General features: G+C 68.7%; 30 protein-coding genes. 2 read left to right on the top strand and 28 right to left on the bottom strand.

What is annotated here, in order from left to right; genetic code table 11:
• Window positions 1-86 precede the first annotated feature (86 nt).
• From Manayef4_RS18515 to Manayef4_RS18645, 27 genes are all read right to left on the bottom strand, one after another.
• Window positions 87-623: a hypothetical protein gene (locus Manayef4_RS18515; protein WP_070132542.1), complete on the bottom strand. Its 537-nt coding sequence runs from the start codon at window positions 621-623 to the stop codon at window positions 87-89.
• Window positions 624-1,375: 752 nt separating this feature from the next.
• Window positions 1,376-2,107, bottom strand: coding sequence for a hypothetical protein (locus tag Manayef4_RS18520; RefSeq protein WP_011436140.1), 732 nt, complete (start codon window positions 2,105-2,107; stop codon window positions 1,376-1,378).
• A 395-nt stretch (window positions 2,108-2,502) separates the two neighbouring features.
• The gene (locus Manayef4_RS18525; protein ID WP_139140141.1) at window positions 2,503-3,204 is read right to left on the bottom strand and encodes a hypothetical protein; all 702 of its coding nucleotides are present in this window, start codon (window positions 3,202-3,204) and stop codon (window positions 2,503-2,505) included.
• 89 nt (window positions 3,205-3,293) lie between these two features.
• Complete coding sequence (locus Manayef4_RS18530) at window positions 3,294-3,923, bottom strand: hypothetical protein (RefSeq protein WP_011436142.1); 630 nt, start codon at window positions 3,921-3,923, stop codon at window positions 3,294-3,296.
• A gap of 29 nt (window positions 3,924-3,952) precedes the next feature.
• Window positions 3,953-4,501: a hypothetical protein gene (locus tag Manayef4_RS18535; RefSeq protein ID WP_070132546.1), complete on the bottom strand. Its 549-nt coding sequence runs from the start codon at window positions 4,499-4,501 to the stop codon at window positions 3,953-3,955.
• 124 nt (window positions 4,502-4,625) lie between these two features.
• Window positions 4,626-4,976 carry a hypothetical protein gene (locus tag Manayef4_RS18540; RefSeq protein WP_011436144.1) on the bottom strand — a complete coding sequence of 117 codons (351 nt, stop codon included), beginning with the start codon at window positions 4,974-4,976 and terminating at the stop codon, window positions 4,626-4,628.
• Window positions 4,977-5,028: 52 nt separating this feature from the next.
• Window positions 5,029-5,649: a hypothetical protein gene (locus Manayef4_RS18545; protein ID WP_011436145.1), complete on the bottom strand. Its 621-nt coding sequence runs from the start codon at window positions 5,647-5,649 to the stop codon at window positions 5,029-5,031.
• 147 nt (window positions 5,650-5,796) lie between these two features.
• On the bottom strand, window positions 5,797-6,027 hold the full coding sequence (locus tag Manayef4_RS18550) for a hypothetical protein (protein WP_070132548.1): 231 nt from the start codon (window positions 6,025-6,027) through the stop codon (window positions 5,797-5,799).
• 60 nt (window positions 6,028-6,087) lie between these two features.
• Window positions 6,088-6,396 (bottom strand): hypothetical protein, encoded by a 309-nt coding sequence (locus tag Manayef4_RS18555; protein WP_011436147.1) that lies wholly within the window; start codon window positions 6,394-6,396, stop codon window positions 6,088-6,090.
• A gap of 66 nt (window positions 6,397-6,462) precedes the next feature.
• On the bottom strand, window positions 6,463-7,689 hold the full coding sequence (locus Manayef4_RS18560) for a DNA polymerase III subunit beta (protein ID WP_070132550.1): 1,227 nt from the start codon (window positions 7,687-7,689) through the stop codon (window positions 6,463-6,465).
• Between the two features lie 128 nt (window positions 7,690-7,817).
• Window positions 7,818-8,216, bottom strand: coding sequence for a hypothetical protein (locus tag Manayef4_RS18565; RefSeq protein ID WP_011436149.1), 399 nt, complete (start codon window positions 8,214-8,216; stop codon window positions 7,818-7,820).
• A 43-nt stretch (window positions 8,217-8,259) separates the two neighbouring features.
• Window positions 8,260-8,799 (bottom strand): hypothetical protein, encoded by a 540-nt coding sequence (locus tag Manayef4_RS18570; RefSeq protein WP_011436150.1) that lies wholly within the window; start codon window positions 8,797-8,799, stop codon window positions 8,260-8,262.
• 59 nt (window positions 8,800-8,858) lie between these two features.
• The gene (locus Manayef4_RS18575) at window positions 8,859-9,116 is read right to left on the bottom strand and encodes a hypothetical protein (RefSeq protein WP_011436151.1); all 258 of its coding nucleotides are present in this window, start codon (window positions 9,114-9,116) and stop codon (window positions 8,859-8,861) included.
• On the bottom strand, window positions 9,106-9,648 hold the full coding sequence (locus Manayef4_RS18580) for a hypothetical protein (RefSeq protein ID WP_011436152.1): 543 nt from the start codon (window positions 9,646-9,648) through the stop codon (window positions 9,106-9,108). Before Manayef4_RS18580 ends, Manayef4_RS18575 begins: the two co-directional genes overlap by 11 nt.
• 4 nt (window positions 9,649-9,652) lie before the next feature.
• Window positions 9,653-10,039 carry a hypothetical protein gene (locus tag Manayef4_RS18585; RefSeq protein WP_070132552.1) on the bottom strand — a complete coding sequence of 129 codons (387 nt, stop codon included), beginning with the start codon at window positions 10,037-10,039 and terminating at the stop codon, window positions 9,653-9,655.
• A 113-nt stretch (window positions 10,040-10,152) separates the two neighbouring features.
• The gene (locus tag Manayef4_RS18590; protein ID WP_011436154.1) at window positions 10,153-10,977 is read right to left on the bottom strand and encodes a hypothetical protein; all 825 of its coding nucleotides are present in this window, start codon (window positions 10,975-10,977) and stop codon (window positions 10,153-10,155) included.
• 176 nt (window positions 10,978-11,153) lie between these two features.
• Window positions 11,154-11,438, bottom strand: coding sequence for a hypothetical protein (locus Manayef4_RS18595; RefSeq protein WP_011436155.1), 285 nt, complete (start codon window positions 11,436-11,438; stop codon window positions 11,154-11,156).
• Between the two features lie 109 nt (window positions 11,439-11,547).
• Complete coding sequence (locus Manayef4_RS18600; RefSeq protein WP_011436156.1) at window positions 11,548-11,865, bottom strand: hypothetical protein; 318 nt, start codon at window positions 11,863-11,865, stop codon at window positions 11,548-11,550.
• Between the two features lie 108 nt (window positions 11,866-11,973).
• Entirely contained in the window at window positions 11,974-12,333 is a 360-nt protein-coding gene (locus Manayef4_RS18605; protein ID WP_070132554.1) for a hypothetical protein, read from the bottom strand.
• 135 nt (window positions 12,334-12,468) lie between these two features.
• Window positions 12,469-12,975, bottom strand: a complete 507-nt coding sequence (locus tag Manayef4_RS18610; protein ID WP_070132556.1) for a hypothetical protein — start codon at window positions 12,973-12,975, stop codon at window positions 12,469-12,471.
• A 91-nt stretch (window positions 12,976-13,066) separates the two neighbouring features.
• The gene (locus tag Manayef4_RS18615; RefSeq protein WP_011436159.1) at window positions 13,067-14,074 is read right to left on the bottom strand and encodes a DUF932 domain-containing protein; all 1,008 of its coding nucleotides are present in this window, start codon (window positions 14,072-14,074) and stop codon (window positions 13,067-13,069) included.
• 96 nt (window positions 14,075-14,170) lie between these two features.
• Window positions 14,171-14,554: a hypothetical protein gene (locus Manayef4_RS18620; RefSeq protein WP_070132558.1), complete on the bottom strand. Its 384-nt coding sequence runs from the start codon at window positions 14,552-14,554 to the stop codon at window positions 14,171-14,173.
• Window positions 14,551-14,892 carry a hypothetical protein gene (locus Manayef4_RS18625; protein WP_254665732.1) on the bottom strand — a complete coding sequence of 114 codons (342 nt, stop codon included), beginning with the start codon at window positions 14,890-14,892 and terminating at the stop codon, window positions 14,551-14,553. The genes Manayef4_RS18620 and Manayef4_RS18625 overlap by 4 nt, the downstream gene beginning before the upstream one ends.
• 99 nt (window positions 14,893-14,991) lie before the next feature.
• Entirely contained in the window at window positions 14,992-15,339 is a 348-nt protein-coding gene (locus Manayef4_RS18630) for a hypothetical protein (protein ID WP_035958911.1), read from the bottom strand.
• Window positions 15,336-15,842, bottom strand: coding sequence for a hypothetical protein (locus Manayef4_RS18635; protein WP_254665733.1), 507 nt, complete (start codon window positions 15,840-15,842; stop codon window positions 15,336-15,338). The genes Manayef4_RS18630 and Manayef4_RS18635 overlap by 4 nt, the downstream gene beginning before the upstream one ends.
• On the bottom strand, window positions 15,824-16,033 hold the full coding sequence (locus Manayef4_RS18640) for a hypothetical protein (RefSeq protein WP_035958909.1): 210 nt from the start codon (window positions 16,031-16,033) through the stop codon (window positions 15,824-15,826). Before Manayef4_RS18640 ends, Manayef4_RS18635 begins: the two co-directional genes overlap by 19 nt.
• Before the next feature lie 182 nt (window positions 16,034-16,215).
• The gene (locus tag Manayef4_RS18645) at window positions 16,216-16,950 is read right to left on the bottom strand and encodes a hypothetical protein (protein ID WP_254665734.1); all 735 of its coding nucleotides are present in this window, start codon (window positions 16,948-16,950) and stop codon (window positions 16,216-16,218) included.
• Between the two features lie 643 nt (window positions 16,951-17,593).
• Between Manayef4_RS18645 and Manayef4_RS18650 the strand changes: the two genes are divergently transcribed.
• Window positions 17,594-17,884: a transposase gene (locus tag Manayef4_RS18650; RefSeq protein ID WP_011436164.1), complete on the top strand. Its 291-nt coding sequence runs from the start codon at window positions 17,594-17,596 to the stop codon at window positions 17,882-17,884.
• 44 nt (window positions 17,885-17,928) lie between these two features.
• Window positions 17,929-18,774 (top strand): IS3 family transposase, encoded by an 846-nt coding sequence (locus Manayef4_RS18655; protein ID WP_254665735.1) that lies wholly within the window; start codon window positions 17,929-17,931, stop codon window positions 18,772-18,774.
• Between the two features lie 379 nt (window positions 18,775-19,153).
• Here Manayef4_RS18655 and Manayef4_RS18660 read toward each other — a convergent pair whose 3' ends face one another.
• Window positions 19,154-20,395 carry an IS701 family transposase gene (locus Manayef4_RS18660; protein ID WP_070132568.1) on the bottom strand — a complete coding sequence of 414 codons (1,242 nt, stop codon included), beginning with the start codon at window positions 20,393-20,395 and terminating at the stop codon, window positions 19,154-19,156.
• Window positions 20,396-20,982 lie beyond the last annotated feature (587 nt).

Raw genomic sequence — 20,982 nt, forward strand, 5'->3', positions numbered from 1 at the left:
CTCGTCCTGCGTCCAGGGGCCTCGAGTGCTCACCTGCTGGCGGCTACCGGAACCGAGCCTGCCTCACGGCTGCCCGGTATGTCCCATTAGGGGCGGGCGCGTCGCCGTTGCAGGTTCTCGTCGAGCAGTTCCCGCAGCAGGACCAGGCCGGGCCCGCCCCCGGGGTTCAGCGGGATCGAGAAGATGTAGTCCGAGCCGTCGAACGCGTCGAACACGGGTGTGYCGTCGCGCTTGCGCCGGAAGGGCACCATTCCAGACTCGTGGCCCTCCTCCTCGTCCCAGAGCACCCAGAGGATGACGTGCATCTCGCCGTCGTCCTCCAGCACCGGCCCGCCGGTGTAGGGGGACCRCAGCCGGACCTCATCGTCGCCGTCGATCACGACGGGCCTGCTGATCTGCGGGACCGCCAGGATGRGCCGTTCGAGGTCGATGCGGTTCGCCTCGGCGGCGACCTGCCGCTCGAACGCTTCCGCGCGAGCGGGGTCACGCAGGTAGGCCGAGTTACTCAGCGTGCGCGAGGGCTCTCCTTCCAGGACCGCGATCGCGGGCTGGTCTCCTTTCGCCAGGGCGTCCTGGACCTGCTTGACGGTCATATCGACAAGAACATGGGACTCGAAGTTCATCAGCGGTGTCCTCTATGGGGCGCGGGGTCGCAGCGGCGGGCCGGTCCGGGACGGCCGCGCAGGACGTACGGGACGGCCGTCCCCACCTAGTCTGATCGCGCCACGACGTGGGCACCACGCAGCATGCAGCGCGTGCCCTCTGCGACCCCGCCACCCTGCTGCCGCGGGGTTGCGGTGACCGTCCCTGCCGGCCAACTCGACGACGAGGTGCCCCTCGGTCGGGTCTCGGCTCGGYGCCGGAACGCCTCACTGGGGAGAGGTAGGGGCTACCGCTGGCGAGGCAGTCGCGCGCGTCGTGCACGGCGGAAGCCTCTGCTGTGCCGCAGGAACGGCGGTCGGCGTCGCCGGTTGACGGAGGGCGTAGCGTCGTTCAGGACGAGGTCCGCAGGGTTGATACGTCCGACGATCTCCCGGCTGGGCCAGTGGATCAACAAGCCGCAGTCCACACAGCAATAGCGCCCACGCCACCGGGCCGCGCCCGGGGCRACTTCCCGGCGCCGACGGACCGGGACGAACCCGCTGGACGCCGGGGTGTTCCCGCATCGGCACAGCCAATCGTCATCCCCGCCGTCGCACGCGATGTATTCACGCATGCCAGTCCTCTTTTCTCGCGAAGGTGGGTTGGGAAAGGAGCAGGTTCGGACCGGCAGGCGAAGAAACGGTTCTCCTACCGGCGAGAAGTACCGGCGGCTGAGGCGATGCCCGCAGCCAGCCCGGCGGGCCTGCGACGGAGTCCGGGCACCGGGCGCGGTTCAGCGGTCCCAGGGGTCGCGGCGCAGGTGGTCGCGGCGGGTGGCCCTGGCCTGGATGACGACGTCGGTCCAGGTGGCTCCGGCGGCCTCGGCCTGCTCGGCGGTGGTGAGGACCGCGCTGGCGCGTGGGGACAGCGTCCAGCCGAGGTGGCCGAACAGGGCGAGAGCGCTGCTGTCCCCGAGGGCGGAGGCGTGGACGGCGTCGAGGCGCAGGCAGGCGGCCAGGTGGCCGAGCAGCCCGGTCGGGTAGCCGCGGTGGAACAGCGGGACCGCCCGGATCGGGCTGGTCATCTCGGTGGCGTGGCGGGCGGCGATGTGGGAGAGCACGGCCATTACGGCCACGTCGCCGATGCGGGTGTCTTCCGGTTCGTCGTCCACGTCGGTGCGCTGGATCGTGGTGTCGACGGCGTGGCCCCAGGTCCAGCCCTGCATGGTGAGCTGCTCAGCCTCGTTGGCGAGGGCGGCGGCTTTGGCGGTCAGCGGGTAGCCAAGCGCGCCGAGGAGGCTGGCGGCGGGTTCGAGGTTGAGCAGGCTGGCCGGGTCGAGGTGGCCGTCCAGTCCGAACAGGACGTGGGCGAGCAGTCGGCGCGGCCAGCCGTCCCGGTCGAAGTACGGGTGGTAGGACAGTCCGGAGAAGCGGAGGGTGACGGTGTCCTCGCCGTTGACGGTCAGGACGTGGCGGAGCCGGCCGAGGAGTTCGGCGAAGCCGATCAGATGCGGAGTCGACGGCATGGTGGGGCGCTCCTAAGGAGGGCGCAGCACGGCGGACAGGCGGACGTGCGCGAGCGTGGGGGCCGGGGCGCGGGCGGTCGCGCGGGCCCTCGGGGACCAGGGCTGCAACGCGGGTCGGCCCGCCGGGCGAGGTGCGCGGCGGGCCGAGAGGCGTTGCACCGGCCGTCGCGGGCCGGTCGTGTGGGGCGGGCCGTCAGGTGCGGCAGGTCGGAGGCGGCGTACTCGGTTCGGTGYAGGATTCACCGATGCCGACAACGACATGCAGCCGATTCCGGGGAACGGGGTGGCCGTTCACCMTCCCGGTTCGCCTGAGGGATGGCGGGAGGGCCGATGATGAGCAGCCCGATGGGTACGCCGTGGACGGTGGCACGCCCGCGGCGGGCTGCGGGCTGTGGTCACCAGGTTGACGGGCCGATGACCATCTCGTCGAGGCGAAGCCTCCGGATCTCGTGGGGGCCGACGAAACGGCGATGACGGCCGGGGCCGATGTCGACGCAGATTCCGTCGCGGTAAGCCTCGTCCTCGGTGCGCACGCCGAGGACCGCCCAGACCGGGAACGGCCACGTCTCAGGTTCGTGTTGGGGGTCTCCCRCGGTCAGGGCGACCACATCCCCGGGCTTGTAGGCGCGATGGCTGTGTCGCCTCGCCGCCGTCGGGCAGTACAGCCGGCCGCAGGACGGCGTGGCGGGCGGGCGGGCCGCGCGCCGATATTCACCGACCTCTTCCCAAACGGTCGGGTGATGGGCCAGAAGGAGCCGTCGCAAATCATCTTCGATCATGTGTGGGGCCTTCAGGCCGGAGACGTTCTCCATCCGGCCCGCGAGCACCGTGACCGCGGGAAGCATCTCGTCGTGGACCCGCCACAGCACCGTCGACGGATCACTCGGGCAACGCCCGAAGGTCGCATAGTGAATACCCATCAGGGCCCTCTCTTTCCAGGAAACCAAAGCAGAATGGCTGGCAAGGCGATGAGCGGTACGGTTATCCGGTGAGGGCGGCGCCACGGGCGCCTCCTTTGCGGAACGGTCCTCAGCCAGCCGGTTTCCGTCTTCACCGACGCGGCCTGTCCATGCGGGATGCTGGGCGCCGTCCAGCACGCGCCGGAGAGCGGGCGWCTAGCTGCATGCGCCTTCTCGGCGCCCCACCACGCTGTCCTGCACGACCCGTCGGGCCGAGCGACGGGGCACTACTCAAGCGGCGGGAGAGAGGCAAGGAACTCCGCGATTTTCACGGCATGCTTGGGGTGCGCGGAGAACTTGAAATCGACCTCGCCGGAGTGCGCAGGCTCKGCGCTGAAGTTCCAGATCATATTGTGGGGGTGGCGCCAGAAGCTGGCGACCGGCTTCCAGCGGTCTCGCTTATACTCGTCGGCCGTTGGATCGAGTCCTTCCCACGGAAGACCGAACGCGCCCATGACCGCGCGGGCGATCTCTTCCGCGCGCTGCTGCGCTCTGCGCCGGTCGTCCAGAATCTCACACACCCGCGCCAGCTCGGCCTCATAGCCCGGCAGTACATATCGTTCGATCTGCCGYGCGATGGCCGGCGCCGACTTGTCCGGCGCGGCGTAGGTCCTGTCCCTGGGCGCGCGACCGGTTCGGTACTCGCTTGCCCGGGTCGGATAAACACCCGAGATCTCAATCTTGTCTCGTTTGCTATAGACCCGACCCATGGTGACGTGTATCTTGCAGGCCGGGTTCGACGTCCTGACCAGGAAGGCGTCCTGCGGCCAGTGACCGGTTTCGGTCTTCCAGTCGTCACCCAGCTCGGCGGCGATGCTCTCGGCTAGCATCAAAAGTGTTCTGCCGGTCTCGGGCATGGCTGTACTCCGTTYCGTCGGCCCATCAGCTACTGGGTTCGGGCGTAGATGCAGTCCACGACGGCACCGTTGTGCACGCCGTCGCAGGTAATGGGGCCGATCTGGCGATCCTTCACGGTCAGGTCCTTGCGGATATCGCCTTCCAACTTGTCGATCTTCGGGCCGAACAGTGCCTCGTAGTGGTTGAGCTGGGAGTCCGGCACGAGCTGCTGGTGGCCGGGGAACGCCTTCGCCCACAGCCGGAAGTAGAGCCCGTGGCCGTACGGTGGGAAAGGCGTGGCCTTGCTGACCTCGGCCAGTAGGCAGCATGCTTCGGCCGCCGTGCCGGGGCGGGTGTCCTGCCCCGTGGCTATCCGTTCGAGGATCTCCCGGAAGTGTCCCCGGTAGACGAACTCGACGGGAAAGAGGATCGTGCTGGGGGCCAGGACCGGATAGCTGTGGAAGAACTGKTCCCGCTTACTCGGGTGGCGGGTGATCGCCTGTGTGATCTCCTCCTCGGCCCAGTCGAGAGCCGCCAGAGYGGTGGTGACCAGTTCGGTGTAGTCCGCCACGAGCTGGTCGAGCTGGTTTTTGGGCATGGCTGTACTCCGCTTTTCTCAGTCGGGTGGCTGGTGTTCGCGCGCCGCGCGGCGCCAGCGTTTCTGGCCGGAGTCGACCGGCCCCAGACCACGCGGACGGCTACCCCGACCGGGGAGGGCCCCGCTAGTCCACGAACGCCGCCCACCCGCTGCCGTCGTCATGGTGGACGAACAAGGCGGTTTGCACGGGAACCTCGGGGTTCAGTTCCCGGGCGATGTTCGCCGCTCGCTCGATGACGTCCAACGCGAGATTGCGATCGTCGAACAGGCGTGGGAAAGCCTCGACCCGGACGTCGGTGGTCCAGAAGGAGGGGTTCTTGTTGTGGGCCAGGGCCACGCTGTAGAGCGGCTTGTTCGCCTGGACTGTCGCGGCCCTGACCGCCTCCGGGTGCGGAACGAGCGTCTCGCGTAGGTGCCGCTCCGGGTCCATGACGTTGCCCCCTTCTTGACGGGTCTGGTCGGCTGTATGCCACATCAGGGCACCTTCCGTGGAGTGGCGCGACCGCGTTTCCGACGTCGAGCATGGGTCATCCGTAGAAGCTGCCATCCTCGTAGAACTCGTAGTCGCTGGCCGCGAGCAGTTCGGTCACGGCTTCTCTGCTGCCTATGTATTCGTATTCTTCCTGGCCCGCTTTCAACGCGGCGGCGATCGCGTCGCGTACCGCCGTTTCGATCGCTGCTATGCCGTCTCCGCCGACGCCGGTGTCGTGGGCCTGGGACTCCCACACGTAGATCTGGCCGAGGCCAGGCTCGCCCAGCTGGACGGCGGAGATGTGCTCTGTCCACGGGAGGGCTGGCGCGTTCTCACGAGTGAGCCGACCGTTGAGGGTGACCTGGTCGTCGTAGCTTCCTATGGACCAGGAGGTGAACTCCACCCCACTGATACCAGGGAAGTCCCCGCAGCCGTAGACGGCCCAACCGGGCGTTTTGAGTTCCTGGGCGAGCGTGTAGACGATCGTCTCCTGTAGCCGATCGTTGTCATGCTGGTCCCACCACGGTCCGAGCAGTCGCTCCGTGATGTCCCGGATTGCGCGTTCCTTCGCCTCTTCGCCCAGGTCGTCGAACGAGTAGCTCTCCGCGTCGTCCGGCTCGGCGACCGAGACGGTCAAGGTGATATTGACATTGATGTCGATCCGACGGTCGGACATAGCCGTGCTCCGTTTCTGGCGACGTCGGTATCTGGCTGACTGCCCCGGCGCGGGCCGCCGCGCTTTGACACCTCCCCGACCAGACGGCCGGGTGGAACTACCCGGTACTACGCGGGGACTGCTCGTCTGCCCTTCCGGGTGAAACGGTCAGGTGGCTGTCCCACGCGGGTGGGCGCGGCTGCGTGCCCGCCGTGTCCGCCGGGCTCGGCGGCGTCGGCGTGTGGTCAGATCGACGCTGATCGCGGCGAGGGTGACCGTCGTGTAGGCGACGAGCATGGTGACGTCGTGCGCGGCGGCGACCCCCAGGAGCCACACCGCCAGCAGCGCAAACGCCCAGAAGCGAGCCCRCCGACGGCGACGGCGACTCAGGTAGACCATCAGAAGTCACGCTCCTTTCCACGTGAGCCGGGGAATGCGCCGGATAGGAGGGATTTCGGCTCAGCGCTCGCGGGTGCGCCAGGGGACGGGATGTCCATGGTCGGGATCGGCGCAGTCGCCGCCGGTCGCGGTGGGGCTGCTATAAAGCTTCCCGCCGTCGACCAGCACCGTGAGCGGTGGTTTCTCCTTGGCGAGGTTCAGGGTGACCGCGGGGTCGATGTGGACGAGGATTCCGCCGGTTTCGTCGAGCAGCGCGGTGATGCGGAGAGGAAAGCTGCCGACGTTTCCCGGTTCCCAGCTCGCGGCGGGATGTGGAGGCAGCGCGTCGTACATGTCGATCGTTCCGTAGCTCACCGACGAACTTTCCATCGATTCTCCCTTCCAGGCGCAGAAGGTGTGCGGCGGCGCGCATCGAGGTCCGTGGGGAAGCGCCGGTCAGTCGATGCAGATGGGCATGAGCAGGTGCCGGTACGGCGGGATGCTCGCCCCCTGTTCGGGAGAGGTGAGCAGTACGGGCTTGGCGACGTCCGCCTGTCCGCTGAACAGGACGGTGTCGCCCGGGAGCGCGGCGAGGGCGGCGCGCAGGTAGGCGGCGTTGAACGCCCAGCGGACGGTCCCGTCGGTGAGCGAGGTCGTCGCGGGCAGGGTCGGGGCGCTGACCCGCGCGCCGTGCTCGGGCAGCAGCGGCGCGACCCGGAGCCCGTCCGGGGTGAGCGTCAGCGTCATGGTCATGATGGGGCGGCGGGTGGTCGGGTGGGCGGTGAGGATCGCGAGGACCCGTGCCACGTGGGCCGCCACCGTCGCCCGGTCGAAGGTGGCGGTGTGCTGGGGGTCGAGCGAGCCCAGCAGCCTGCGCCACGGCGGGTAGGCGCCGCCGGTCTCGACCAGGCTCACAGTGGTCTGCCCGCAGGTGAACGTGACCCGGTCGACGTCGTGCACGGACTCGGCACGACGGCGCCCGATCGTCACCGACGGCCCCGTCCACGTCTCGGCGCACGCGGCGAGGATCTTCGCGGGAAGCAGCAGTTCCTGCACAGCCGGCCCGGTGACGGTCGCGGGCAGGACATCGACGGCCAGGCGGTACCGGTCGGTCCCGGCCACAGTCGCCAGTCCAGGCGCGAACGACACGTACAGCCCGGTGAGGACCCGCAGGGTGTCGTCCCGGCCGACCGCGGGCAGGACACGGTCCACCGCGGCGCGCCACGCGGCCCGGTCGACGGTGGCGATCGTCGGCGCGGGCCGGCAGGCGCCGGGATGATCCTCCACGGGTAGGCCGGTCAGCGGCACCGTGTAGTCGCCGATCGTGACGGTCGGGGCGKGTGGGAAGGACCCGTCGAGCAGGACAGGCAGCTCGTCGGTGTCGCGGCGATGCTCGCCCCGGACCAACGCCTTGCACATCTGCGTTAGCGCCCAGCCATCGACCAGGAACTGGCCGGCGGACCGTGCCGCGCCGGGCAGGCGCACCGAGACCGTCGCGGCGGGGCTAGCGCCGGTGACGGTCAGCCTCCCGTCGAGATCGGCGGTGATCAGAGCGGCATTCCACGGTGGCCGGCTCTTGCGGTCAAGGACGGTGCCGACCGTGGTCAGCGCGGCGAGCAGGTCCCGGTAGGGGACGACGGCGGTCGCCCCCGCGATGGTGGCGGGCGGTGCGGTGACAGTCATGATGATCTTCCGCGTGGGATCGGGGATCGGCCGGTCATCGGCCGGCGCGCATCGGCGGCGGGCGGGCCGGCTGGTGCACGTCGGGCAGACGTGCGAGAGCGGCGTGATGGCGCGCGGCGGAACAGAGATCAGTGGTGCTCGGGTAGCTGGCGGAACACGATCTCGGTGCTGTCGGCGTTGGCGGTGGTCGCCCACTCGTCGAGCAGGTCGGCGAGTGACTCGGCGAGCACGTCGCGAGCGTCATCAGCGGTGCCGTCGTCGGTGAGGACGGTGATCAGCCGGGCACGGGCCTCGCCGAGTTCATCGGTGTAGACCTCGACCTCAAGCTCGCTGGCTGCCGGGCACTCGGTCCGCGTCTCGGCCTCGATGTCGTCTTCCAGGACCATCCGCAACGCGTCACGGGCGTCGAGGAACACATCACGCGCCCGCTCACGCAGCGACCGCGTGTCCGGCGGGGCACACCGGCGTATCCGCAGGACTCGTTCCCGGGGAAGCCGGTGGCCGTTGCGGCTGCGCCGCATCCTCATCGTGATCTCCCCTTTCCAGGAACGGGTAGGCAGCGCCGCCGGGTCAGCCGGTGCCGCCGGGTGTCGTGTCGAACGTTTCGCGGATCTGGCCGTCGGCGGTGTAGGTAAAGGTCCGCAGCCGCGTGTAAGGTGCGGGAAGAAACACCGGAATGGCGTTCACGACAGCCCCACCGAATCCCCGGCAGATCCACATCACCCACCGGTCCGGCTTCTCCGGGGAACTGCCGGCAGGAAGCTCGCCGGTGGAACGCCGATCTGTCAGTCGGCGCATGTCGCGGCGGGCTATGTGAGGACAGAGCCGGGTGGACGCCTCGGCACAGGACTCGTGCATCGGCGGGTCGTGGTAGGCCCTGGCGGCGAGGGCTCCCGGGCTGCCGAGAAAAGCGACCTCCCCGTCGAACGGCCGGGCGCAGATACCGCACCGCCCCTCGGAGGCAAGACGGAAAGCCTCCCGGCCATCGACGGTCGAGAAGTCCGGCTCCCCGTCCGGGTGGCGCGCGGTGACAGCCGGAATAGGCAGGTTGCGGCGCCGGTCGATCGGCAGCGCGTTCATCAGCTCGGAAAACTCGGAGGCAGAATTCACTGCCGCTCCTTTCCGTCACGGACGAAGACCCAGAGAAAAAATGCCGGACGACGGTTCGGCTAGTAGTCGCGGGAGTCCGCCCAGAAATCGGCCTTGACGCGCATCCAGTCAAGCGCCTCGGTCAGGCCGGGAATGTCGTACCAGCTTTGGATACTGTTCTGGTCGTCGCGCACAAGACCGACGTGGAACTCGCCGGGCTCGGCGCTTACCGCGACAACAGCCCACAGCGGCACGTAGTGGCCCGCACGGGGCACGTAGATACCGGCTACCACCGGGCAACCGACAAAGGTCAAGGGCAGGGCAAACTCAGGAGCCATCACCGTCGCTCCGTTCGGATGAGGGTTCCGCGACCCGGCCCGCGCGGCGACGGCGGGCCGCCGGGCGCGGCCGTGCCTCCGCGCGGGGGCGGGGCCGCCAGACGTGCCGACCGGCGTCGGCGACCCGTTCCAGGCCGAGCGCGTCGGCCCAGGTGACGCAGAACGCGCAGGGGTCGACGCAGCCGGAGCAGTCGTCGCGTTCGAGGTGGTGCCGCCGGATCTCCTCGGCACGGGCACGGGAGATCCGGTGGTACGTCCAGGTCTCGATCTCGTCGGCGAGCTGGTCGCGCAACGCGGTCAGGATGCGTACGACCCGGTCGGGGTCGTAGCTGGGCGCGGTGTGGTCACCGAGGTAGGCGGCACGCAGCGCCGTATGCCGGCCGCCGTCACCGCCGGTCAGAGCGGCAAGCAGCGCGCGGGCGTCGAGACGATCGTCGTCGGTCGGCGGGCCGCCCGGGTTGACCGGCCGACGCCGGAGAGCGTCGAGGTCGGCCGCCGTCCGAGATGTCCGACGGCCTGCTGTGCGGCCCATCGGATCAGGCCCGGGACGGGTCGTCGCCGATGGGCGGGGGGTCGAGGCGGATCAGGTGGCCGTGGGTGACGTCCTCGCCGATCGCGCCGTCGACAGCGGCGAGGTCCGTGACCTCGTCGCAGATCTCTCCCCACAGATCCGGGGCGGTCCGCGGGTCCATCGAGATGACGGTGTCGTCGGCGAGGAGCACGCCTTCCGCGGACGCGGTCGGGTAGTCGTCCCAGACCACGTCACACAGCACAGCGACCRCCGTCGGGTACAGCTCGTGGACCTTCGACGCGAACCCGCCGTCAGCGGTGATCCGCCGCCGCAACTCGGCGTTGATCGCGGACAGGGCTGCGCTGAGATCGTCGTCCTCTACGGTCGGGAGCACGGACAGGTCGAACAGCACGGGATCTACCTCCCTCAGGGCATGCGGGTATGCGGGAGTCGCGGACCTGGGGCCGTCTGTAGCGGGCCGGCGCGGGTTGTCATCGCGGGCAGGGGCAACGCCTCGAACGACGATCAGAAGCGGTAGTCGCTGGTGTTGCCGTTGACGTCGACCACGAGGTGGGTGCCTTTCGGCCGGCCGGCGTTTTCGAGGTGGACGTAGACGGTCGGTTCCGCCTCCGCCGGGTCGCCGTCGGTGTCGTCATCGGCCGCGACCAGCCGGAACAGGATCTTCACGCCGTCGATGTCGATCACATACATGTCGCTAGCGTCGTTGGTGTCGGGCGCGGCGCCGTACACGCGCACGAGCGCGTCACGCACCACGTGGACAGTCGGCCGGGGCGGGGCGACGGTCTGACCGGCCGCGCCGAGCGGGCGGATCTCCCCCGCGTATACAGGGAAGCCGTCGCCCGGGTCGATACTGCCTTTGAGGAACTTCGGGTTGGCCTGCTGTTCACCGGTGTAGGTGACGATCAGCATCTGGTCGCCGTGGGCGTCGGCGAGGTCGGCGGCGCGGACCTCGCCCGGATACCAGGTCCCTTCCAGCAGGAACTCGACCGGGCTGCCCGGGACCAAGGCGGCGAGCTGGTCGGCGCTGAGCGCGGCGGGCAGGCTCGTGGTGTCGTCGTGGTCGTGGACGTGCGCCGGTGCCTCGGTCATCCAGGTGACGAAGCCAGCCAGCTGCCCRGCGGCCTCGGCGGTCGCGACGGTGATCTCGGCGTAGGCGTCGAGGCCCTCCGTGATGACCGTCGGTGCGCCGACGGCGAGTTCGGGATGCTGCTGCTTCCATGCGGTGACCGCGAACGTCACGGTGTCGGTGCTGGTCAGTTCAAGGACATCGCCGCGGTGGTCGCGGCGGGTCAGCCGTACGTGCACCAGGTACTGGGTGTCGGATGGCATGCGTCACCTCCATGGCTTGCGGAAGCGGGGATCGCGACAGGAGGCGAGGGCCGGCGGGACGCGCCCGGGACCCGCGCGTCGGTAGCCGATCGGTCGGTGAGGGCGGCCCGTGCGGCGAGGCTCCCGCCGTGCCGGTCTGGAGGGGTCTGGTCAACCCCGCTCGGGTTGGGGAGCGGTCAGCGCCGGTCCCAATTCCTCCGGAGCCTCGCGATCTGCTCGTCGGTGGCGCCAAACCGCCGTAGCTGGTCGTCGGTCAGCCACACCATCGGAATGGTGATCTTGGTGGTGATGGTGGTGCCTGCGGGCAACTCGTCCGTGCTGATCGCGCGGCCCCGCCACCCGGGCAGCTTCCAGCCCTCCGACGTCTTGATCCAGAACTCGTCGCCGCACCGAGCCCACGTGTCCACCGACGCCTCGTGCAGGGCCGCCCGGTGCAGCGGGTCATACGGGTCAAACCCCATGATCATTTCTCCTTCCTCGCAGGCGCACGGCGTGCCACAGATGGCGGCGTGACGGGCATGGTCCGCCTTCGCGGGCGACGTGATCGTGATGCGGATAGCGCAACGTCGCTCAGTTGCCGACGATCTCCCAGGCCCACTCGTAGCCGCCGACGTAGTAGAGGCCGTCCGGGTCGGGGACGACGATGGTTGTGCAGTTCCAATGGCCGCTGTGGACCGAGACGATGCCGTCGTCGCCGATGGTGATCGTGTCGATCTCGTCGGCGTCCACGGTCGCGCCCAGCGCGTCGGTCTCGGCCGCCAACTGGCGGACCTGGTCAAGGGTGAAGCCGGGAACGGCGAAGCCGTTCCAACGGTCGTCGTTGGCCGGTACCTCGTACTCCGAGTAGACGCCGCTGATGGTGACGCGCATGGTGCGGGCAGCAGTCATGATCGTGTCCCTCCCAGGACCGAACGGGGGCCGGGTACGGCCACGGGTCCCGCTTCCGGGCCGGGCACGGGAGCGCCGCCCGTGCCCGGCCCGGTGTGGTGCGGGCTGTCAGGTGGGCAGGCAGCAGCTCAGCGGTACGCCGCGCAGGTCGTAACTGGCCGTGTCGAACGGGACGGGGAAGCGCTTGTTGCTGGGGGTGAAGCGCAGCCGGTCGGTGGACTCGGCGTCGAGGGTGACCGTGGCGTGCTTGCCGTCGATCGCGCCGAGGGTGCCGGTCAGCCCGTTGAGGTAACGGGGCGAGAGGTTGGCGATCCGCACGGGCGTGCCCGTAGTCAGGGACGCGGTCCTGATCGCGGCGAGCGCGGCCCGCCGCTGCTTGRCCGTCTCAGTGATGCGGGTCAGGTCCTGCTCGGTCGCGTGCGACAGGATGAAGTCGGTGGCGACCGCGAGCGTYGGTGTCGTGGGCATGCGGGTGCCTTCCTGATCGTGGAGGGGGTAGGCGAACCGCTGGCGCGCGACGGGCCGGCGGGGTGTGTCCGGGGGTCTCCCGCCGCCACGGGTGGGCAGCCGGGCGCACGGTGCCCGCTGTCGGGAGACGGGTGCTCAGGCGGCGGTCAGGTGGGCTCGCGTGGCTGGGGCGGGCCGGCCGATGACGAACGTGCCGGGGTGCAGCGGGTGTAGCTGGTCGTGCGGCATCGGCTGGTCCGGGTAGGGCAGGTGCAGCAGCAGCCGTCCCGCGAGCGGACTGTCGGCGTCGTCGGGCACCCGCCGGATGGTGATCGTGAACGCGCCGCAGGGGTCGCCGGTGGACAGGCTCAGGGTGATCGCGTCGTCGGTCTCGTCGGTGCGGATGCCGGCGCTGTTGCACCACGACAGCGCGACCCGCTCGGGCGTGTGCGGTCCGGTGCCGTCCGCGTCGGRCTCGTCCGACTGGTAGGCGGGGCATTCGTTGTCGCCGTTGTCGTCGTCGAAGCCRCCGGGCGTCTCGGCAAGGTCCGCCCCGCAGGCGGAACAGCGGAACTCGGTGTCGGCGTCGAAGATCAGCTTGATGGTGCTGTCTTCGTCCAGGCTGTTCACGGTCGTGCCGTCGACGGTCAGTCCGGCGAACATCGCGATACCGGGTCCTTTCCTGTGTGCGGGCAGCGCGCCGCCCCGCCCCGGCGGGTGGCCCGTCGGGGCGGGGCGGACGTGGGGTGTCGGGTCAGGCCGGCAGCAGGGTGCGCAGCGTGGCGAGGGTGGAGCCGTCGAGGCTGTCCGCCCCTCCGGTCACGGCCCGCAGCATGTTGCGCTCAGCGCGGGACGCGCCGCGGACGGTCTGCTCGTGGTGGGTGTAGGTGTTGACCGCCTGGATCACGCCCCAGCCGGTGTTGCGCCACGGGGAGACCCGCTCGTCGTGGTTCCACAGCCGGGTCAGGGTGTCGCGGTGCTTCTCGGCGCTGGTCCGYGCCCGCCCCTTCTCGTCCGGCATGGGTGCGTGGGCGTCCAGGAACGCCGCCCACTGCCGGTCCGACACCTCCAGCGCGCACAGCTCGGCGACCTCGGCGGCGAAGTCGTCGGCGATCGTGTGCACGATCGCGAGTGCCTGCCGGGCCTCCCCGAGCCGTAGGTGTGACTTGGCGGAGTGCTTGACCTTGGTCTGCTGGCCCTGCTCCCGCAGGCCGGCCGCCATCGTGTTGTCACACACGACGTTGGTCACGATCCGCTTGTAGGTCGTGGACAGCGACCCGTCGAAGCTCGTGGTCGCCAGCAGGTTCGGACGGAATGCGACCCCTTCCGGGGTGGTGATCGTGTCGGGCACCTCGACACTCACCCAGGCGACCGCTCCGCCGCGCAGCAGCCCGGCCGAACCGATCGCGAGATCGTCATCGAGAAGCTGCCCGACGTTGTCGACCAGCCATTCCTGGTAGGGGTGCGGCTGGTAGCCGTCGCTGAACAGCCCCATCACGCTGCCGGTGTCCGACCGCACGATGGCCTTGCGGTCCGGGACGACGTCCAGGCCGCCGGTGATCGGCGACTCGACGTAGATCGGCAGTTCGAGGGCCTGCCAGCCGAACAGCCGACGCTCCACGTCGTCGACCGGGATCGGCCCCGGGTAGTGGTTGGCCTCGCCCTGCTGCTGGTCGGCGCGGTAGTGCCAGGCGTGGCCACGCTTGTCGGTGAAACCGATCAGCGTGTTGCTGTTCAGCCAGGCCAGGGTTTCCTTCGACATTCGGGCTCCTTCCATCGAGYGGCGAAGGTGGGCAGCGATGTGCGGGCATGCCGACGGGCCGCCGGACACCGTCCGGCGGCAGGCACGCGGCGGGGGTTACGGAGTGGGTGTGCGGGCGGGGGTCAGCGCCGCGCGGGCCTCGGCGAGCGACGCCCACGGGCGGACCTGACGGTGGCCCGGGTAGGTGTGCGCGCGGGCGATCGCGACCGCGCGGGCCGGGTCGAGCACCGACGCGTCGACCAGGCTGGTGATCTTCCAGGCGGTGGTGGCGACGCGGACGGGCCGCCCGCCCRGCCACATCTCCTCGTAGGCGCGTACCCGTCCGTCGCGGGTGACCGAGCGGATGACGATCAGCTCGACATGGACGGCGTCCGGGCCGCCACCGGTCAGCGGCTCCCGATGCGGGGACACCAGCAACGCGACCGTCCCCCGGCGGGCTGGTGCGCCGTTCGYCAGCGGCAGCGACTCGACCCGGTTCACGGCACGTCCCCGGGCAGGGGCAGCCAGCCTGTGGCCGGGGTCGGGTCGTCGCGCTCTTGGGCGATCAGGTCCCGGATCTGCATCGTCAGGTAGTCGGCCGGATTGTCCCGCAGGGACGGGTCGTCGGCCCAGACGATCGACCCGGCCAGCGCGGTCGTCTCCACCACCACACCGCCGAGCACGTCCGTGCTGTACCGGCGGTCGCAGCGCGGGCACTGAACAACCGTCACCAGCAGGTAGGYCGACCACGTGCCGTCCGCGAAGTGCGCCCGCTCCTCGGTGATCACATCGAGGTCGCCGACTGGGGACAGGTAGTAGTCGTGGTCATCGTCGATCAAGACCCCGATCCGAACCGTGGGGTCCGCGAGCACGCCGAGCATGGCACCACCTCGGAAAGATCAGCAGAGGAAAGGGAAGGGGCGGGCGGCACGCGCTGGCTATGCGCCGGTCAGCCGCGCCCAGATGTCGCGGCACTCGGCATCGCTGAACCCACAGGGATGCGCGGAGGTCTCTCGCATCTCACCGGTGTAGTAGTCCAACGTGACCGTGCCGCCCCACCAGCAGTGCGGCCCGGGAAAGTCCGGGCCGCCCGACGGTTCTGTGACCGCCAAGTCCTTCAGCCTGGCTACGGCAAGGTCCACGGCGCTGAGCCCRTCCTCGCGGTCGAAGTCGTCGGGTTCGCAGTCGAGATCCTCGGACCGTTCGCCGTGCGGGTAGATGTCGCCGTCGTGGACCTCGTGGTCGTAGTAGTCGCGATGGTGGACACGCAGATGCCGGCCGGTCACAGGACCCGCACCACCCAACCGTCGCAGTCGTCCTCGACCCCTGAGATCTCCAAGAGGATGTCGCCGTAGACGATCGCCTGTTCGTGCAGATGGTCCCCTTCCGGGCCGTAGCCGCGATCCCACAGGCCCGTACCCTGCCGCTGCCGCGACAGGACCCAGTCCTGGCCCAGCTCCTCGGGCACCGGAGCCCGATCGCCCAGACGCTCGACCAGCGACGACAACTCGGCGGCAGCGCCGTCCAKGAAGTCACGGATCTCGCTTGCGGGATCGCCGCGCAGATACTCGGTCTCTGTTCCGTCGAAACCACTGCCGTACAGATTCGTGATCTCGTCCGGCGACCATTCGACCATCGCCGATTCGATCAGTTCGCGCCACACTCCCCGCTCAAAGCGGCGCACGAACTCATCCGACAGAACCTCACAGGTCACAGACCCTCCCTCCACATGACGGTCGACAGGCTTTGAATTTCCGGCCGTGTAGGCGGCTAACGCCACCAGATCCACAGGTCGCCGCGAACTCCTCGCGCCTTGAGTAGACACGGTTCGTCCATCCATTCCAGACTGAACTTGTAGATCTCGCAGTCACAGCCGTGGTAGATCGACGCTAGACGATCCAGCAGCATCAGGAAGTGATCCAGACCGCGCCGCTGGACGATCGCTAGCGCACGCTCACGATCGGCGAGAATGTCATACACAGACCCACCCCTCGTTAGAACGGCCGAGAACACGCTCACCAGGCAGGCTCGGGCGTTTCCACCCTCTACCTTGTTACGCGCCCGGAGGCGTCCCGACCGTCCAGCCGGGAAAGTTGCTCAGAAATGCGGAGAGGGCACCGGGAGGTTCTCCCGGTGCCCTCTCCGTGGGGACAGATGGAGCGTCAGTCTTCCTTGCCGTCCCGCGTGGCGCGGTAGGTGAACATTTCCCGTACGGCGTCGGCCCGTTCCGACAGCTCCCGGAACTCCGCCAAGGCAGCGTCACGGGTACGGATCACGGCGCGGCGGGAACCGTAGGCGCCCCCGTGGCGCTTCTGTGCCACCTTGGAAAGGATGCCCGCGCGTCCGATGTCATCGGCCTTGTTTCCTTCGTTGAGCACGTCCGCGAGAACCGGGAATTCCCTGCCGTCACCGAACGCGAGTCCCCAGATGGCCTCACTGTTGGCGGCAAGGTGCGTCGCGACGGCTACGAACTCCATACGGGCGACGGCCTTCATCTGCTGTGCCCCGGGGGTCGCGTCGATCTCGTCAGGCTTCTTGTCGATCTGGTATCCGTTGCGTCGGGCAGCGTCCCGCATGGCGGTGTACTGGATGCTGTCACGGGTGGCAAGGAAGGTCCCGCCTTGCCTCGTGACGTAGAGCCACGAGTCCGGTTCCCGCGTGGCCACGGAGTAGGTCACAGGCTCAAACTTCCGGATGATCTTCCCAAGCAGTTGGGCGAACAGCAACACGGCATCCTGTGTGATGTCGTCGCTCGCGTCCGCTGTGCCGTACCCACGGCCGGTGATGGTCGCGTTTCCGTCCATCCGCTTACGTGAGTGGACGGCGTCCAAGACGCGGCAGAACTTGCGCGCCTTGGTCTGAATCGCGCGCCAGTCGTCCGCCGTCACTCTCGCCATGTCTTCCGGCTGGACTCTCGCGCCCGGAAGAGCGGACGGCGTGTCCGAAGAAAAGGCGCCATTGGTCACGAGGTCTCTCCTCTACTTTGGGGGAACTCCCGGGGGTGTCGTCCCGCTCCCGGTGCCGATATCTAATTCTCCGTCTATGCGCGCCCGAACACAACCCCCAATCGTCCACCAATTCATGATTCTTTGAGTGATGACGCAATGATGGAAACGACATTCGGGAGCGCGAGTGCGGCAATCGGGAGTCGAAAGAGAAAGGGGGAGGAGCGAAAAGCAAAGCAAAAGCCAAGAACAGAAAAGCGCCAGACAGAGCTAAACACGGATCGAAAGGAGCACGCCGCGAACCCCGAGACCAGACCCATCCGGGACCGCACAGCGCCAGCACGCCGATCCCGCATCGACTGTCAGCTCGTTGCCTCGCTATTAAGTCGCGGAGTGCTTGGGTGGGTGGCACGCCTCGTCTGACCTGCGCCAACGGCGATCTGTCCGCCCACCCGCCTTTACGGGCGTGCCGGTGGGGGGTCCGGTGGGGGGTCCGGTGGGGGGTCCGACGGGCTGTAGGGATCGGGTGAGCTTGGCCCCCGAGCACGGACACCTCACCTGAGGTGGCCCCCGGCCACCAGGGAGGATGTCGACCATGCCCGCTCCACACCCGCCCGAGTTCCGCCGGCGTGCGGTCGAACTCGCCCGCCGTGGCGACACGCCGATCGCGGCGCTCGCGAAGCAGCTGACGATCAGTGAGTCGTGTCTGCGTAACTGGATCGCCCAGGCCGACGCGGACGACAACGGCGGCGAGAACCGCCTGACGAGCGTGGAGAAGCGTGAGCTGGCCCAGTTGCGCCGAGACAAGAAGCGCCTGGAGATGGAAAACGAGATTCTCAAGCGCGCGGCCGCCTACTTCGCCCGGGAGAACATCCTCCCAAACTGATCTACCGGCTGGTCCGTGAGCTCGCCGACGACCCGGAACTGGATGTGGATGTCGCGGTGGCCTGCCGAGTACTGGGCGTGTCCCGGTCGGGATATTACGACTGGATCGGCCGGCCACCGTCGTTACGGGAACAGGAGAACACCCTGCTCGCGAAACAGATCGAACGCATTCATCTCGAGTCGCGGGGGACCTACGGCTGGCCGCGGGTCCACGCCGAACTCGCCCTCGGCCTGGGCGTGCCGGTCAACCACAAACGGGTCGCGAGGCTGATGCGAGAGGCCGGCCTGCAGGGCGTCTACCGGCGCCGAGCCCGCCGCGGTCCTGTCGCCGAGGCGACCGCCGAGGACCTGGTCAACCGGCAGTTCGCCGTCGACGCCCCAGACCGGCTCTGGCTGACCGACATCACCGAACACCCCACCGGAGACGGGAAACTCTACTGCGCGGCCGTGATGGACGCCTATTCGAGGCGCATCATCGGCTGGTCAATCGCGCACCACATCCGCACCGAACTCGTCCTCGATGCCCTCGGCATGGCGATCCTTCGCCGACGGCCACCAGAGAAACAGACAATCCTGCACAGCGACCACGGAACGCAATATACATCGTGGGCGTTCGGAAACCGGCTGCGCATCGCCGGACTACTCCCGTCGATGGGCACGGTCGGCGACTGCTACGACAACTCGATGATGGAGTCCTTCTGGGGCACCCTACAACTCGAGGTACTCGACCGACACACCTGGGAGAACCRCGACGAACTTGCCAACGCCATCTTCGAATGGATAGAATGCTGGTACAATCCGAAACGCCGGCATTCCAGTCTCGGAATGCTCAGCCCCATCGACTACGAAGCCGMACACCTGCCCCGATCGTCCCCAGACGACGATCGCTGACCCCACACCGCAGGTGTCCGCCGTAGGGGGCCAAGCTCAGGGCGGGGATGGCCACTCGCCGGGTTATTTGGCCACTGCGTGGCCAGAGTTCGACCTACTTGGCCAATCCGCTGGTCAGAGCCTCGCTGTGCATCGCGCTGGCCCCTACAGCGCTGGCCAACAGCGATGGCTGCCGGTGCACCTGCGCTGGCCAACTACCGTGACTTGGCAGCTCGGAGTGGCCATCTCCAAGCGATTCCTACACGGGCTGTAGTAGGACTTTGTTAGGTGACTCTGGCTGGCTTGGCTGGTAGCGGTTCGTAGGGGCGGTGGCAGGTGTGGCAGGCGCCGGTCCAGACGGCGAGCAGGGTCTGGAGCATGCGGAGGACTCCGTAGAGGGTCAGGCCGGCGCAGGGGCTTTTGGGGTGCGGCGCAGCTGGGTGCAGAGGGCTTGGGCGAGGCAGGTGAGGGTGACGTGGCGGTGCCAGCCGTCGAAGGATCGGCCTTCGTAGTGGTCCAGGCCGAGGCCGTCTTTGAGTTCGCGGTAGTCGTGCTCGACGCGCCAGCGCAGCTTCGCGAGCCGGACGAGTCGGCGCAGGGGGRTGTCCGGGGGCAGGGTGGACAGCCAGTAGTCGGTGGGTTCGTTCTTGCCAGGGGGCCATTCGGCGAGCAGCCAGCAGGCGGGCAGGCTGCGGTCATCGTCTCGGGTCAGGGCTTTGGCGGCGGGGCGGACCCGCAGGGCCAGGAACCTGGAGCGCATCAGCGCGGCCGTGTTGCCGGGGGTCTTGTGGGTGCCGCRCCGCCAGGTCACCCACCGCAGCGCACCGCGGYCGGCGGCCAGGACCAGGGCTTTCAAGGTCGCCGGCGGGTCCGGGTAGGCAGGCAGCGGCGGGCGACCGCTGCCCGTGTACGGCGCGGTCACGGGTTCGGCGGCCCCCGGGTGGGCGGTGGCGGTCGGGGTGACCCCGACCGTGTAGACCAGGCCGCGGTCGGTCAGGCCCTGGCGGAACTGCGCGCAGTCGCCGTAGCCGGCGTCGGCGAGTACCGGCCGGGCGGGCACACCCCAGCCGGCGATCTCGTCGAGCATGTCCAGCGCCAGACGCCACTTCTCCCGATGCCGCGCACCGTCGGGAACACCTGCCTTCTCGCGGCGGGCACGCACCACCGCGGCCTCRTCCGGGTCGTCGAGGCCGGTGTCGTCCCAGCTGGCAGGCAGGAACAGCCGCCAGTCCAGCGCCGCCGACGCCCAGTCCGTCGCCGCGTGCACGGACACCCCGATCTGACAGTTCCCGACCTTGCCCAACGTCCCCGAGTACATCCGGGCCACCCCAGGCGACGCCGCCCCGTCCTTCACGAAGCCCGTGTCATCGATGACCAGCGCCTCCGGGCGGACGAACCCGACCGCCCAGCCGGCCAGCCGGGCGCGAACCTCGGCGTAGTCCCACGTCGAGTTCCGCAGGAACTGCTGCAACTGCTGATGATCCACCCCGAGGCGCTCCGCCATCGGCTGCACGCTCTTGCGCTTCCCGTCCAACAGCAGCCCCCGCAGATACAGCTCACCCTTGGCCCGCTGATCCCTACGCGGCAGATCCACGAACATCCGCGCCGCGAACTCCTCCACGACCGGACGCACCACCGCCATCTCCTCCGGCGTCACAGCAAGCAGCCAACCAGACCCGGATCCCCACCCCACAACCACACGATCAACAACCTAACAAAGTCCTATTAGGCCGACCGGTGCGGGGCTCACGTACATCCTCACTGTCAGCCGTGGTCACGGGCTGGTCAAGAACGCTGTCGATCGATCGAAAATGATGTCGCGGCAGGGATGGCGTCTCGKACAGCGGTCAGGCTGGCGCATGAACCCCATGATCAGGGGAGTGCCATGCCCGAACGAGTTACCTCTCGACTTTCGCGGTTTTCTTGATCTCCAATTTTATGGTTGACGTCGCGTGAGACGTGTTCTGTGCGTGTTTGGTGTGCTGGTTCGTGGTGGGGTGTTTGAGCTGGTTTGCGGTCTCGGGTCGATGTCTGTTTTGTCTGGTTCCCGGGCTGTGGGGCCGGGATGGGGGCTGGTCAGGCCGCGAGGGCGCTGTCGGTGGTGGCCCAGGCGAGGCGGAGGGTGTGGATTTCCGCGTCGGTCGGGTTCGCGGGCCGTGTGGGCTGATATTGGGTGGTGATCAGGACGCGGCGGAGCTTGACGGCGAGGTCGGCGGTGCAGGGGCGGGT

The sequence above is a fragment of the Frankia sp. CgMI4 genome (genome assembly GCF_001756285.1).
GTDB lineage: Bacteria > Actinomycetota > Actinomycetes > Frankiales > Frankiaceae > Frankia > Frankia casuarinae.

Bases quoted from the DNA above. Each gene is read 5' to 3' on its own strand.
- Manayef4_RS18520 (WP_011436140.1), bottom strand. From the start codon at position 2,107: ATGCCGTCGACTCCGCATCTGATCGGCTTCGCCGAACTCCTCGGCCGG.
- Manayef4_RS18540 (WP_011436144.1), bottom strand. From the start codon at position 4,976: ATGTGGCATACAGCCGACCAGACCCGTCAAGAAGGGGGCAACGTCATG.
- Manayef4_RS18545 (WP_011436145.1), bottom strand. From the start codon at position 5,649: ATGTCCGACCGTCGGATCGACATCAATGTCAATATCACCTTGACCGTC.
- Manayef4_RS18555 (WP_011436147.1), bottom strand. From the start codon at position 6,396: ATGGAAAGTTCGTCGGTGAGCTACGGAACGATCGACATGTACGACGCG.
- Manayef4_RS18565 (WP_011436149.1), bottom strand. From the start codon at position 8,216: ATGAGGATGCGGCGCAGCCGCAACGGCCACCGGCTTCCCCGGGAACGA.
- Manayef4_RS18575 (WP_011436151.1), bottom strand. From the start codon at position 9,116: ATGGCTCCTGAGTTTGCCCTGCCCTTGACCTTTGTCGGTTGCCCGGTG.
- Manayef4_RS18580 (WP_011436152.1), bottom strand. From the start codon at position 9,648: ATGGGCCGCACAGCAGGCCGTCGGACATCTCGGACGGCGGCCGACCTC.
- Manayef4_RS18595 (WP_011436155.1), bottom strand. From the start codon at position 11,438: ATGGGGTTTGACCCGTATGACCCGCTGCACCGGGCGGCCCTGCACGAG.
- Manayef4_RS18600 (WP_011436156.1), bottom strand. From the start codon at position 11,865: ATGACTGCTGCCCGCACCATGCGCGTCACCATCAGCGGCGTCTACTCG.
- Manayef4_RS18645 (WP_254665734.1), bottom strand. From the start codon at position 16,950: ATGGCGAGAGTGACGGCGGACGACTGGCGCGCGATTCAGACCAAGGCG.
- Manayef4_RS18650 (WP_011436164.1), top strand. From the start codon at position 17,594: ATGCCCGCTCCACACCCGCCCGAGTTCCGCCGGCGTGCGGTCGAACTC.